Below are 12,382 nucleotides of genomic sequence, written 5' to 3'. Positions count from 1 at the left end.
TGCCAACACACGCTGGAACCAGAACTTCCCGTTCGTGGGAACTCAACTTCTCCGAACTGCCAACACACGCTGGAACCAGAACTTCCCGTTCATGAGAACTCAACTTCTCCGAACTGCCAACACACGCTGGAACCAGAACTTCCCGTTCATGAGAATCCGCAGCGAGTCTCTACCCACTGACCCGATTACAGGAAGGCACGGCGAGCCCGAACCTCCACCTTCGACGAAGCATCCACACCCGTAGCGGACGCGGAGAGCAGCACCGCGCGGGAAAACGGATCGGCTACCGCGACGGATGGCGTCAGGTGCAGCCAACGGAACTGCGAGCCGGGGCCGATCACGTCGATCTCGCCCGTCACGTCGTCTCCGGCGGCCAGGTCCCAGGTGTCCGAGGTGACGACCGCGGCCTGCATGCGACCGCAGTCGATCAGCAGCCGCTGCCCCGCCAGCAGGCCACCCGGGCGCAGCACCCAGCCGCCCGTAGCGACGTCCCCTATGGACGGCTGCACGGCCGGGCCGGTGAAGCGCAGCAGCGCGTCCACGATGGGCCCGGTCGAGTTCGCGAGCGTGGTCACCGCCTGGGCGAGCTGGTTGGGCGCACCCACCCAGACGGATACGGATTCGTCCCGCCACAGCGCGCCCGGCACCTCGACCACGGCCGTGACGCGAGCGGTCGCAGCGCCGGTGTTGACCTCTGGTTCGCTCGCGGCAGTGATCGCCACGTCGGCGACACGGACGAGTGAACCAGCCTGGTACCGCAACTTCATCAACCGATGCCGCGTACCGAGGAGCGCCGACAGCGCCTCCAGGTTGCGCTCCATCTGCTCGTAGCCGCCGTCCGCCCCCGAAGGGGTGGCCGACGTGACCTTGAACGTCAGGCCGAACGTCGTGGCCTCCAAGTCAAGACCGACGACCGGGATGTCCCCGTGCCGGCCCGGCACGCTGACCTTAACGGCCCGCGCGCCGGGCAACGGCCGCCTCTGCGTCCCCTTCTTGGTCCGCCAGCAGCCGGCCGGGTGATCCAGCGGCACTCCGTCGAGTGAGTAGCTCGGCACCTCAGATCACTCCCATCGCGCCGACGTACTGCAGGCTGCGGTTCACGCTCACGCTCGTTGGTTCGGCCTGCGGGTAGTGGTTCGTCACATTCACCACGGTCCGCGACAATGCGCGGCCACCGCCGAGCCCTTCCGGGACGCCCACGCCGGGCACCGACAGGTCCGGCATGGCCGTCCGGGTCGCGAGGGTGGCCACCTTCTTCAGCGAGGACACGACGACCCCACGACCCTTGTCCACACCGATCGACATGCCCTGCATCATGAAGGCTCCGATCTGGGCGAACACCTTCGACGGGGACTTGATGCCGAGTGCATCCTTCGCGCTCTTGACGATGTTGGCGAAGAAGTTGCGCACGTTGTTGTACAAGCCGCTGGCCAGGGACTGGAGCTTGTTCCAGAAGCCTGAAACGACGTCCTGGGCGATGCCCTGCATAGTGACGCCCAGGGACGACACGGCAGATTTGATCTTGCCTGGCAGATCGCGGAACCAGCCGATCAAGGTCGTTCCGATCCACGTGCCGATGGCGTTGACCATGTCCGGGATCACGCTGTGACCGACCAAGGTGTCGTACATCCACTGGAAGATCTTGACCCCGGCCTCGATGGCGGGCTTGATCTGCGCGACGATCTGGGCCACCTTGGCGCCCATCTGCACGAAGGCGACTCCGAGCTGAGTCACGATCGGGATGACGGGGATAACCGCAGGCAGGATGTCCTTGATCGCCATGACGAGCAAATCGGTCAAAAGTGGAATAAGCGGATTAACAGCATTAACCAGTTCGACAAAGGCAGGAACTAGCCCAGTTAGCAAGCTCGGGATGAGCTGCAGGATCGGTGGCAGCACCGATTGCACGATTGCGCCCGCAATCTGACCGAAAGCTGCATAAACGGGCTGCATCGCAGGCCCAAGCAGGGCAAAGGCGGATGAAATGGACGCCAGGGCAGGCTGCAGGGCACTCGACAAGGCGCTGATCACTGGACCGAGCGCAGCCGAAAGGTTGCTCAGCGCAATGCCGAGCACCTGGCCCAGAATGCCCGCTAATTGCGCTACCACAGGTAGCAGCGGAGCGACGGCCACGAGCGCCGCCGACAGCCCCTGCCCGAGCATGAGCAGCCCGGACTGCAGCTCCGGTGATGCGAACGCCTGTGCGAGCATGCTCGCGACCATGGTCAGCCCCGGACCCAGGGCGGCCAGGGCTGGCCCGAGTGCGGACACCGCGGCGGCGAGCCCTGGACCCAGCGCAGTCGCGATGGCACCGATGTGCGGCGCGACCTGCGCCAGCGCTCCTCCGAGCGCCTGAAAGATCGGCATTAGGGCGCTTCCGACCTGCGACAACGCTCCGAAGATCGCGACGAGCGCCTTCTGGCCCTCCGCGCTCGCCAAGAAGGCGTTGAGCTGATCAAGGAGCTGGCCGACCACACCCAGCGCTCCGGAGCCGCCGGTGGACATCGCCGAGAAGATCGACTTGACGATGCCGATCACGTCGCCGCCGACCTGGCCGAGCTGCTTGAACACGTCCAGCGCACCCTGCATCCAGCTAAGTGCGGTACCGCTGTTAGCGGCATTGGACAGGAACTCTCCGAATTTCTGGGCCGCCGAAGCGATGCCGGGAGCCAGCCCGGATGAGAAGGACGCGCCGACCACCGCGATGTCGCGGAAGCCGGCCAGCACCGGCTGAATGGCGGGCTGCAGTGCAGCGACCGCCGATCGCAGCGAGCCGAAGATGCTCGTGATCGCCGACATCGTCGCCGAGGAGGAGGCGAACCGCGCCGCCTCCGCACCAGCGAGACCGAACTCCCTGGCCACGCCCTGCATGCCGGACCGGAGCGGCCCGACCACGGCGTCCGCGACGGCACGGATCTGACCGGCCAAAGGCGCGAAGAAGGCGTCCTGGCCGGCGGACCGAAGCCCGTCGATCGCGGGCTTGACCGAGTGCAGCTCGCGCGCGGCGGCCTGCGCCGCAGGTGAGAGCCCGGCCAAGCTCTCCTCGAACTTCTTCGGGTCATCGCCTAGGGCTGCGGAGAAGGCGTCTCCCACGCCAGCCAGGGCGATCTTGAGCGTGGCCAGCGCCGCCTGCCCCAGAGCAATCGCGCCGGGCAGAGCAGCGATGATTCCTCCGGCCGGGGCCAGCGCCGCGACGAGGCCAACCGCTCCTTGCGCGGCCGCCCCCATCGAGGCCGCCAGCGTGGCCGCCTTGAGTGCCGCACCGACAAACTGGACGCCCATCGACCCCGCGCTCTTGGCGGTCGCGGCCACGTCGATGTCGAGCTTCTTCGCGGCGTCGCGCATGAAGGCCATGAACCGGTTGACCTTGCTCGTGCCCCGGTCCTTCACGTCGATGGTCGCGAAGAGTTCGCCAACGTTGAGCGCCACGGTTTCACCTCCTGTGGGTCTCGAATGGGGTGAAGCCAGCGACCGGAAGCGTCGAGGACACGCCGCCTCACTGCCGCCCCTCGCCGGGGTCCAGCGCGCGGGCCAGACGCGAGTCACACGTCAGCAGCCCGTGCACCCGCATCCGCAGCCACCGCCATGACCGGGCGCGCAGCACGCCGGGCTCGTCGACGTCGAGGCCGTACACCTCGTGCAGGTCCGGCTCAACGAGCGACCAGCGCGTCAGGATGTCGTGCCACGAGACGGTGCGGCCTTGCGAGACCGAGAGGCCGTCGTCCGGGTCGTAGTAGTCGCGGAGCCCCGAGATCGGGTCGATGTCGCCGCCGTCGCTCGACGTGTCGCCCGGTTCGGGGCCGGGGCTTCCCCCGCGCCGCCCGAAGCCCAGATCTTCGCGGCCGCGTCCTTGCCGGCGGCGACCCACACCAGCGCGGTCGCGCCGACGTGCTGGATGCGAGGCCACGTCACCTTGTCGGCGCGCAGCTCGTCCCAGACGGGCCCGAGGATCCGCTGGTACAGGTCGCGCTCCTCGTCGTCGTTGAGCACGATCTCGGCCAGCTCGGTGAGCTTGGGGTCCTCCACCGTCTCGCCCTGCTCGGCGGCCAGGCTGGCGTGCATGAGCCGCTGGCACAGCAGGCCGACTTCGGCGTCGGGGGCGGGGATGACGTACCACTTCCCGCCCACCGGGAGCCGCAGGCTGTCGTCGAAGAACTCGTCGAGATCTTGGAAGGTGGTCACGGGGTGGCCACCGGGTTCGCGATCTCGACCGGGGCGCCCTGGCCGAGCAGGGTGAAGTTGAGCGGCTCCAGGTCGGTGACCGAGCCGCCCTTGGTGAACTCGGAGACGGTGCAGACACCCTCGTAGGCGTCGTTCGCGCCGTCGCGCCGGTACCACCTGACCACGATGTTCGCCTCGAAGCCGACCTTGCGGGCCGCCTTCCGGATGGCCTCCTGGCCGGGGTCTGCGGTGAACACCGTGGCGTCGGTCCGCTTGCGGCGGCCCTCGGCCTCGATCTGCCAGGTCCGGCCGGTCACGACGGAGGAGCCCCAGCCCTCCTCGTCGTCGAAGTCCGAGTCCTCCTCGGTGTTGTCGTCGGTGGTCTCCTGGAAGGACGTCAGGCCCCGCACAGGGAGCCAGATCGGGTTCTCGGGGTCGGAACCGGTCGCGACGTCGAGTCGCCAGTCCTTGGCGAGCAGGCTTCGCAGCGCCATGATCACTCCTTAAATGGGCACGTCAAAGCGCTGATTGCGGTTCCGCAATCAGCAGATGGAAGGTGAGGTCACAGGCCGCGGTGCGGCGACGGCCGGTGGACCATCAGGTCGAAGGAGTCGGCCCGCTCCCACCGGCCACTGGAATCGCGGCCGAGCGGGGCGATCAGCGTGCGGCGCGCGAGCAGCACGAGCACGCCCGTCGAAAGCGTGTGATTGGCCAGACCGTGGATCGCGTCGAACACGCCGTCCGCCAGGTCGTCCACGACCCGCGGGTCCGTCTTGGCTCGGAAGCGGGCCTGCATCTGCACGCTGGAGTCCGGCTGCTCCACGTCGTCGCCGGCCTGGCCCACGCCGTACACGGCGAGCGCAATCGCAGTGTCCGGTTTGGCGGGGAGGCCGCCGATCGTCAACGCCGTCTGGGCATCGGTATAGATGCCGTTCGGGTTCCACGTTGCCACGCCGGCCTCGCTCAGCAAGACCGCGAAACCGGTCAGCAAGTCGCGCGTCCAGCTCACTTGAACACCTGCTGGAGCTGCCGGGCGATGATCAGTTTGACCGTCTCGGCTTCCTCGCGGAGCGCGAGCTCCAAGAACTTCGCCGTCCGTCCTGCCTTGTGCTGGTAGTCGAGGTTCTCGTGCTGGATGCGGGCGTATGGGGTGTCGTACGAGATGATGCCGACCAGGTCTTGCCGGTCAACTACAGTCGAGCCCGACCGCTCCAGGTCGCCCACGTCGTGCGGCACACGCTGGTTGGACACCGACAGGACATGCTCGGTCCCGAGACGCAGGCCGCGCGAGGCCGCCCGCCGGATCTCAGCCGTGACCTCTTCACCGTTGACCTTCGCGTTGAACTTGGCCTTGGCCATCAGCGGCACACCACCTCGACATGATCAGGCGTCGGCAGCCCGCCGCCGTCGCGGGAGAAGGACGTGATGACGGTGGTCGCCCGCCCGTTGACGGTGACCCGGCTTCCCTCCGGGCAGGTGGTGCCCGGAGGGAAGAACACGGTCGTATCGCTGACGACCTCGGCACCCTGCGCGTCACGCACCAGGCGCCGCTCGTCGTCCACGAGGCAGCGGGCCTCGAACGGTTCCCCGTACACGGGGCCGTACGCCCCGTCCCCCTGAAACGGCTCGATGATCGCCCTGTGGCGCAGCAGCCACTCGGGCAGCATCACCACACGCTCCCGTCGAGGATGTAGCCGGGCAGCAGCCCGGCCCGCTGCAGGATCGACGAGGCGTCCGGAGAGTACCGCGGGGGCGGCGCGTCACCGGACCCGCCACGGTCCAGCCGGACCGAGCCGATCGACACCGACTTGAACGCCGCCGCCACGCCGAACTCATCGCCCACGGCGACCGTCCACGCCACCTGGGCGCACGTCGCCCGCTTCATCGCCTCAACGTCCTCCGGCCGCGTCGGCATGCCCGCGTCGTCGGTCGGGTAGATCGAGGCGAACAGCATCTCGTCGATGCGATCAGACGCACGCTCCAACCGCCGGTCGATGTCGTCAGGCGGCGCGGCCTGGCCGCTGTATGCCGTGTAGTCGGCAGCGGTTGCGTACGCCATGGCTACACCGGCTGTTCGAGCACGCCGACCGTCAGCCCGGCCGGGGCCACGTAGTCGATGTAGACCTTGCCGTTCTCCTGCCGGTACACCGCGCTGAACGGCGGCAGCAGGAGGGAGTCGTTGGCCGGGATGGTGACCGGAAGGTCCTCCACCTCCTGGCCCTCGACCGTGGCGGGGATCTGCACGGTCGCCGTCGCGGGCGCGCCGTTGCTGTTCTTGATCAGCAGCATGCGCCGGTCGGTGTGGTCGAAGGCGTTGCCGTCCGCGTGGGCCGCGACCAGGCCGACACCGAGCGCAACGCCGGTACGCGGCATGGGCCGGACGGCCAGGTCAGTCCTCGCCATCTGGGTCCTCCCCGAATTCCTCGATCAGCGCGGCCTTCGACAGCGCCTTGGCGTCACTTTCGGCCATGCCGCAGGAGACCGCGTACTCGATCCACGCGGCCTTGTTGTCGTGCTCGGACGGGCGGGCCGGCCCGGCCGAAGCCGGACCGGGCTCGTCGGCGGGCTCGGGTCCGCTGATGACCCGCCAGTTGTCCAGAACGTCTAGGCAGGGGTCCCGCTGTTCGAGTGGGACCACCTGGCCGGTGTTGGAGTTGCGGTAGACGAACGTCACGACGCGCGCACTCCGTGGATCAGGACTGCGCGGTCGGGGTCGAGCGTCTTGACGCCGTAGAGGCAGTCCACGCTGACCACGTCTTGCTTCTTGGTGATGTCGTAGTCCATGACCACGCGCACCCCGAAGCCCTTGTAGCTCTCGACGGCTGCGTTCGCGGCACCCTGCGGGAGGACCAAGGGCCTCGTGACCAAGGCAAATGCCGTTCTGTGGAAGCCGACGCCGATCTCGGTGTTCGGCGCCCCGATCGCTGGGGTGCCGGTCGGGGCCTCGATGTTCTGCGTCTGGTAGCCGTCGAATCCGAAGATCCTCCGACCCAGATTGGCCTCGCGCAGACCGTCCGTATCGCCGCGGGTGTCAGCCTGGTGAAACAGCGGGTCCGACAGCCACTTGGCCTCGATCTCCGGGCCGACTACCAGGTGCCTGTCAGCCGCCGGGACGTTGCGCTGGTTCAGGACCCTGCGGGCGTCGATCGCCGTCTTCGGGTCGTCGTACGGGTGGATCGCGTTGCCCGTCACTCCCGTGATCGGCGCGTTCGCCACACCCACGCGCTGCACGATGTCGCTGCGCAGCGCCAGGATGTCCCGGTCGATCTTCTGCGCGATGGCCTCCATCGCCGGGTTGAGGAGCTGCGTGCCGAAGTCCTCAATCTCCAACGTGAGCTCCTCGGCGGTGACCGCGAAGGAGACGTCGCTGAAGTGGTTCAGCGTGATGGGCACGCTGCCCTCGGACGCGTTCTGGATCTGGATGCCGCTCGCGCGGTTGAACTCGTTCGCCGTGAACACCGCAGGCTTGCGCACGGAGATCGTGTCGCCGACGCGGGATACGAACTCCTGCTCATAGTCGCGGTGGACGAGCTGCGCCATGACACAGGTCTCGTAAAGCGTGGCCAGCGCCGCCTTGGCGATGATGCTCGGGGTAAGGAAAATGTTAGCCATTCGGGCCTTTCACCTCTTCAGAAAGCTAATTGCAATCCCGCAATTAGCGGCTAAGACGAGGCGCGCTTCTTACGCCTGGCGCGGAACTCGTCGATGGAAGGCTCGGAACTCGACGCTCGCTCACCAGGCCCGCCGGTGAACTCGCCTCCCGAGCGCGCAGGCGGCCCCGCCTGGGTGGCCGACTTGAACTTCGGGTTGTTCTCTACCGCCGTCTGGATGGTCTCGGCCAGGCCGGCGGAGAAGTCGTCGGCGTCCGGGTCCATGTCCCGGACCGCCTTCAGGAACGACCTGCTGTCCAGCAGAGCGTCCGGATCCGCGCCGACCTTCTGGCTGGCGCGGTGAACCGCAAGCTCGATCAGGGCACGGCGGTGCCGCTCGCGCTCCTGGTCGCGCTCCGTCGCCGTGCTGTCCCGCTCGGCCGTCAGCGTCTCGATCACCTTCTGCGGGTCGATCGGCTTCTCCTCCTCAGACGCCAGGCCCAGGGCCTTGGCGATCTGCTGGGCGAAGTCCGTCTTGACCTGCTCGGTGATCTCCTCCTGCGACGGCCCCTGCTGAGCGGTCGCGTCATCGGCAGCCTTCTGGGCGTCCTTGAGCTTGGACCGCCAGTCGGCCGCCTCCGAGCGGGTGTCTTTGATCAACTTTTGCGCCCACGGCGGGAGCTGGTCCACTCGCTTGGCGTCTGGGTTGACCGGCGTATCGTCGGTCGCCGACGTTGCAGGCGGCGTGACCTCGGCCCCAGCCGAAGGGTTCTGCTCCTCCTGCTGCGGTTGGCCTTCGCCGCTTCCATCGGTGGTCGGCACAGTGTTTTCAGGCATGACGAGATCGCCCTCCTGGAGCGTGTCGTCGGAACATGGGAAAGGCCCGCGCCTGGCGAACCCACAAAGAGCGCGTCTATGCGCCGGAGCTGTGCCGCACGTACGTGCGCATCCACAGCAGCCGCAACGCACGCTGCCGGTCATCACCACGCGCCGCGTACGGACAGGCAGTGACCGGCATGCCGCGCTCGCCGGCCAGACGGCCGAACGTCACAGCCGCCCTGCGGTCGGTCTCGGAGATGGTCATACGCCGAACTCCCTCCCGGCACCGCCAGCGCGAATCTGCTCGGCCGCCCGCCGGTCGGACTCTCGTCCGAGCCACTGCGCACGGAACTCGGTCAGGGTGAGCCGCGAGTTGTCCGCCCACCAGCGCAGCAGTTCCTCGCTGGCGTACCTCCGGGCGCGCGCGGCCGGCCCGGAGAACAGCGACCGCTCGTTGATCTGCGCTGCCCGGCCTTCGGCGTTCAGCATGAAGCCGTTCGTGTCGGCCTCTGCCCGCTCGTACGCCTGGTCGAGCCATTCGGCGTACAGGCGGCGCACCGTCTGGTCGATGTCCTCACCCGGCCGGCGGTCCGCCTCCAGCAGTGCCCGCCGCTCCTGGCGGTCCAGCTCGGCCGGGTCCAGCCTGTGAACCTCGGCGTATGCCTCCATGTAGGAGTAGCGGCCCGACGCGATCAGGTCCGAGATCGCCCGGTCGGCGTCGGTCTCCTCCTCGCGCCAGTTCCACGACCAGTTCTCACGCTGGCGGGTCTGCCGCTCGATGCGGTCCAGCTCGTCGAGCACTTGGGTCATGCCCTGCTCGTCGTCGCGGTACCGCTCCATCAGCGCCATCACGTGGTCGTCGGTCAGGTCGCCCAGGTCGTTGACCTCCGACAGTGCGGCGATCGGGTCGTCTTGCGCGGCCGGACCAGCCGCCATCCGGGCCGTTTCGTCGGCCTCGTCGCGACGCTTCATCTCCTGCTCAAGCCGGGCCAACGCCTGCTCGTCGTGGCCGAACTTGCTGGCCAGGTCGGTGAGCTGCCGGTCGGTCAGCTTCTCCAGGTCCGCGGGCGGCGCATCGGCCTTCTCCCGGCCGCTCTCGCGCCGCAGCCCTGTTGCCTTCGACAGCTCCTTGAGCTGCCGCTGATAGTCGGCCGTCTTCGCGCTCGCCTTCGCCCGGGCGTCGTCATCGAGCGCGACCGCCGCGCGCCGTTTGTTCTCCCGGACCTTCCGCTCCAGGTAGCGCTGCCGCTGCGAGTCCTTGTAGCTGGTCTTCGACTGCGCGACGGGCGCCGGCCTCGACACGCCCGGCAGGTAGGCGTTGAGCGAGTGGCCGCAGTTCGGGTGTAGCAGACCCACCAGCCGGGCCTCCGCGACCGTCCCAGCGACCTGCACGAACACCTGCACGCCCGTGGCCGGGTTCTCTTCCACGCGCGTCCCCGCCACCCCGGTCAGGGCAAGGATCTCGCCTTCCCAGCGGGCGCACCGGTCGCACGTGTGCGGCAGCCGCGACACGCTGACCAGGTTGATTCCGGCGTCGCGCAGCGTGGACAGGTGCCCGTCCACCGCCGCCCGCGCGACAGCCGTCCGCATAGCCATCTCGGTGTAGCCGGCCATGCTCCAGGTCCGGGGCGGATCGGCCGAGTCGGTGAACCCCTTGATGCCTTCCGCCGTGAACCGGTCGAGCGCCCGCTGCGCGGCCTCCCGCCGGGTCTCCGCGCCGATCAGCGCTCGGCTGGCCGTCTCGGCGATGACGTTGCGGTAGATGCCTTCCACCGCGCGCAGTGCGCCCTCATGCACCGAATCGACCATGCGGATGGTCTGCGCGGCCAGCTCGGCAACGCCCTGGCCAGTGTTGATGCCTCGACTCGCGCCGAGGTTCTTCGCGTCCTGCAGCACCCGCTCCAGCCGCTTGCGGACCTTCCGGTCGTGGACCTGCAGCACGGCACCGCGCACCGCGGCGTCCATGCCTTCCGTCCACGTGTTCAGCACCGCCGCCTGCGCGGCCGCCTTCGACGCAGCCTGCAGACGGCGGACGATGGACTCGGCTTCCTTGCGGAGCTGGGTCACCTCGGCGAGCCGCTTGTCCGCCCAGTCGTCGCCGTCGTCGTTGTCGAGGTCCTTGCCGACCCGCGCGGCGATGCGTTCCAGCAGGGCCGTCTCCGCGTCGGCGTACATGGCGGCAACCTTCCGCGCCTGCTCCAGGCCCTCCTCGATCGCGGCGGCTGGAGTGATCGCCATCAGTCGTCGCCGGTCGCGTCAGGAATCCACGTCTCGCCCAGCGTCGCAGGGTCTGGGACGTTCAGCCCGAGCTCGTCGCGAAGCTTCTCCTTCTCAGCCTGGATCTGCACGTCGTCCCAGTCGGGATGCACCCAACGGACCTTCGTGTCCAGGCTGACGGCTTGCGCCCGGTTCAGCATGTCCAGGGTGCGACCCATCGACTCCGGGTCCGGCATGACCCCATCCGGCCATTCCACGGTCGCCCGCTCGGCCACGACCTTCGTCCCGAACACCGCATGGTCGACGGCCAGCATCGCCTCCGACAGCCAGGCCAAACGCGGCGTCCAATACCCGATCTTCCGGCCGCGCGTGCTGTACGACCGGTGCTTCTGCATGTGGATCTCGGTCGCCGTCCGGGCCTGCCCCTCACCGCCCTCACCGAAGCTCTGCACGCTGTATCCAGCGCCGCGAACGATCTGCTCCACCAGGTGCTTGGACGTCTCCGAGTGCTCCTCTACCCTGATGGAGAACTGGCTGAGGGTGATCATGCCGCCTGGGTTCTGCGGCGACGGCAGCATGCCGCCCAGCGGACTGTAGATCTCCCGGTCCGGATCCCAGGACGCGGCCTGGCCGCGGCCGGCCGTCGTCAGGTAGATCTCCGGCACGATGATCCGGGCCTTGCCGAGCCGCAGGTCACGCATCCAGCTCGTCCACGTCTCGTCCAAGGCATCCATGAGCGGTTCGACGCCCGCATAGTCCGAGCGGCCGATCGCCGTACCCCGAATCATGCGGTGCGGCCTCATGTTCGGGATGTACTCGACCAGCAGGCCACGCTCGAACCCGCTATCGAACCCGCCGTCCTCGTCCACCAGCGGCGCGAACTCGGCCGTGGCCGGGTGCTCCTCCAACGGCATCTGCTTGCCCAGGTGGTCCTCGTCGCCCAGGTACAAGCCGTGGTAGATGCGGCCCTTCTCGTGCTTCTCCAGGTGGCGCCACACCTCGCCCGACCGGTCGTCCTCGTACACCACCCGCCAGAACGTCACCGCCGTCAACCGGCCGTTGTGGAACTCGGGCACGCCAGCGTCCGGAGGCAGCGCGTCCACGACCGGATGATCAGCCGTCGTCGTGTCCCAGCCCACCCTGAGGTAGACGCCCCCGTACGCGGCGGCCAACTCAGCGGCCTCCAGCAGGCTGCCGTACACGCCAGCCTCGTGCAGTACCGAGTCGAGCCGCTGCTGCCCCTTCTTGCCCCTCAGCTTGAGCGTTGGCGGCTCGCTGAACAGTAGGTCGGCCGAGGTGGCGGCAATGTCGGCGGCGAGCGGGATGTGCAACTTCGTCGCGCGCGCCTGCGCGGCCGGAGTGGGCGTCCCCCAGAAGTATCGGACCATCCGGCCGAAGTAGCCGCCCGCGCGGCTGATCGGCCGGTCCCAGCCCTTTGGGTCCATACCCATCCTGGGAGTTGCTTGGTTGCCGCCGTACACCTGCGCCAGCTTGTCCGGGTCGCCGGCGTACCAGGCGCCGTGGGTGTCGTAGAGCCGCATCTCCTGTCGGATCGCTGGCGGCGGCCACTCCTGATTACGCTCGGGAAGCGGCAT

At 68.3% G+C, this 12,382-nt stretch carries 16 protein-coding genes; all 16 read right to left on the bottom strand.

Features of this window, described 5'->3' with window-relative positions; translation table 11 throughout:
- Positions 1–185: 185 nt before the first annotated feature.
- Positions 186–1,031, bottom strand: a complete 846-nt coding sequence (locus AB0I15_RS07360) for a hypothetical protein (RefSeq protein WP_358091396.1) — start codon at positions 1,029–1,031, stop codon at positions 186–188.
- A 25-nt stretch (positions 1,032–1,056) separates the two neighbouring features.
- Positions 1,057–3,429 (bottom strand): hypothetical protein, encoded by a 2,373-nt coding sequence (locus AB0I15_RS07355; RefSeq protein WP_358091394.1) that lies wholly within the window; start codon positions 3,427–3,429, stop codon positions 1,057–1,059.
- A gap of 67 nt (positions 3,430–3,496) precedes the next feature.
- Positions 3,497–3,634 (bottom strand): hypothetical protein, encoded by a 138-nt coding sequence (locus AB0I15_RS07350; protein ID WP_358091392.1) that lies wholly within the window; start codon positions 3,632–3,634, stop codon positions 3,497–3,499.
- Positions 3,635–3,669: 35 nt separating this feature from the next.
- Positions 3,670–4,182 (bottom strand): hypothetical protein, encoded by a 513-nt coding sequence (locus tag AB0I15_RS07345; protein ID WP_358091390.1) that lies wholly within the window; start codon positions 4,180–4,182, stop codon positions 3,670–3,672.
- The gene (locus AB0I15_RS07340) at positions 4,179–4,655 is read right to left on the bottom strand and encodes a hypothetical protein (protein WP_358091388.1); all 477 of its coding nucleotides are present in this window, start codon (positions 4,653–4,655) and stop codon (positions 4,179–4,181) included. The genes AB0I15_RS07345 and AB0I15_RS07340 overlap by 4 nt, the downstream gene beginning before the upstream one ends.
- Positions 4,656–4,723: 68 nt before the next feature.
- On the bottom strand, positions 4,724–5,170 hold the full coding sequence (locus AB0I15_RS07335; RefSeq protein ID WP_358091387.1) for a minor capsid protein: 447 nt from the start codon (positions 5,168–5,170) through the stop codon (positions 4,724–4,726).
- Positions 5,167–5,520: a hypothetical protein gene (locus AB0I15_RS07330; protein ID WP_358091385.1), complete on the bottom strand. Its 354-nt coding sequence runs from the start codon at positions 5,518–5,520 to the stop codon at positions 5,167–5,169. Before AB0I15_RS07330 ends, AB0I15_RS07335 begins: the two co-directional genes overlap by 4 nt.
- A complete protein-coding gene (locus tag AB0I15_RS07325) occupies positions 5,520–5,831 on the bottom strand; it encodes a hypothetical protein (RefSeq protein WP_358091383.1) in 312 nt (103 codons plus the stop codon). The genes AB0I15_RS07330 and AB0I15_RS07325 overlap by 1 nt, the downstream gene beginning before the upstream one ends.
- Positions 5,828–6,220: a hypothetical protein gene (locus tag AB0I15_RS07320; RefSeq protein ID WP_358091381.1), complete on the bottom strand. Its 393-nt coding sequence runs from the start codon at positions 6,218–6,220 to the stop codon at positions 5,828–5,830. The genes AB0I15_RS07325 and AB0I15_RS07320 overlap by 4 nt, the downstream gene beginning before the upstream one ends.
- Positions 6,221–6,222: 2 nt before the next feature.
- The gene (locus AB0I15_RS07315) at positions 6,223–6,564 is read right to left on the bottom strand and encodes a hypothetical protein (protein ID WP_358091379.1); all 342 of its coding nucleotides are present in this window, start codon (positions 6,562–6,564) and stop codon (positions 6,223–6,225) included.
- Positions 6,551–6,835, bottom strand: a complete 285-nt coding sequence (locus AB0I15_RS07310) for a hypothetical protein (protein ID WP_358091377.1) — start codon at positions 6,833–6,835, stop codon at positions 6,551–6,553. The genes AB0I15_RS07315 and AB0I15_RS07310 overlap by 14 nt, the downstream gene beginning before the upstream one ends.
- Entirely contained in the window at positions 6,832–7,773 is a 942-nt protein-coding gene (locus AB0I15_RS07305; protein WP_358091375.1) for a P22 phage major capsid protein family protein, read from the bottom strand. The genes AB0I15_RS07310 and AB0I15_RS07305 overlap by 4 nt, the downstream gene beginning before the upstream one ends.
- A 50-nt stretch (positions 7,774–7,823) precedes the next feature.
- The gene (locus AB0I15_RS07300) at positions 7,824–8,588 is read right to left on the bottom strand and encodes a hypothetical protein (protein ID WP_358091373.1); all 765 of its coding nucleotides are present in this window, start codon (positions 8,586–8,588) and stop codon (positions 7,824–7,826) included.
- Positions 8,589–8,664: 76 nt separating this feature from the next.
- Positions 8,665–8,835 (bottom strand): Rmf/CrpP fold protein, encoded by a 171-nt coding sequence (locus AB0I15_RS07295; RefSeq protein WP_358091371.1) that lies wholly within the window; start codon positions 8,833–8,835, stop codon positions 8,665–8,667.
- Complete coding sequence (locus AB0I15_RS07290; protein ID WP_358091369.1) at positions 8,832–10,808, bottom strand: phage minor capsid protein; 1,977 nt, start codon at positions 10,806–10,808, stop codon at positions 8,832–8,834. Before AB0I15_RS07290 ends, AB0I15_RS07295 begins: the two co-directional genes overlap by 4 nt.
- Entirely contained in the window at positions 10,808–12,382 is a 1,575-nt protein-coding gene (locus AB0I15_RS07285) for a phage portal protein (RefSeq protein WP_358091367.1), read from the bottom strand. The genes AB0I15_RS07290 and AB0I15_RS07285 overlap by 1 nt, the downstream gene beginning before the upstream one ends.

The sequence above is a fragment of the Nonomuraea sp. NPDC050643 genome (assembly GCF_040654715.1).
In the GTDB taxonomy this organism is placed as follows: Bacteria; Actinomycetota; Actinomycetes; order Streptosporangiales; family Streptosporangiaceae; genus Nonomuraea.
The sequence above is the reverse complement of the archived record's forward strand: the minus strand, read 5'-3'. Positions and strand labels throughout refer to the sequence as shown.

Bases quoted from the DNA above. Each gene is read 5' to 3' on its own strand.
- AB0I15_RS07340 (WP_358091388.1), bottom strand. From the start codon at position 4,655: ATGGCGCTGCGAAGCCTGCTCGCCAAGGACTGGCGACTCGACGTCGCG.
- AB0I15_RS07330 (WP_358091385.1), bottom strand. From the start codon at position 5,520: ATGGCCAAGGCCAAGTTCAACGCGAAGGTCAACGGTGAAGAGGTCACG.
- AB0I15_RS07320 (WP_358091381.1), bottom strand. From the start codon at position 6,220: ATGGCGTACGCAACCGCTGCCGACTACACGGCATACAGCGGCCAGGCC.
- AB0I15_RS07315 (WP_358091379.1), bottom strand. From the start codon at position 6,564: ATGGCGAGGACTGACCTGGCCGTCCGGCCCATGCCGCGTACCGGCGTT.
- AB0I15_RS07305 (WP_358091375.1), bottom strand. From the start codon at position 7,773: ATGGCTAACATTTTCCTTACCCCGAGCATCATCGCCAAGGCGGCGCTG.
- AB0I15_RS07300 (WP_358091373.1), bottom strand. From the start codon at position 8,588: ATGCCTGAAAACACTGTGCCGACCACCGATGGAAGCGGCGAAGGCCAA.
- AB0I15_RS07295 (WP_358091371.1), bottom strand. From the start codon at position 8,835: ATGACCATCTCCGAGACCGACCGCAGGGCGGCTGTGACGTTCGGCCGT.
- AB0I15_RS07290 (WP_358091369.1), bottom strand. From the start codon at position 10,808: ATGGCGATCACTCCAGCCGCCGCGATCGAGGAGGGCCTGGAGCAGGCG.
- AB0I15_RS07285 (WP_358091367.1), bottom strand. From the start codon at position 12,382: ATGCCGCTTCCCGAGCGTAATCAGGAGTGGCCGCCGCCAGCGATCCGA.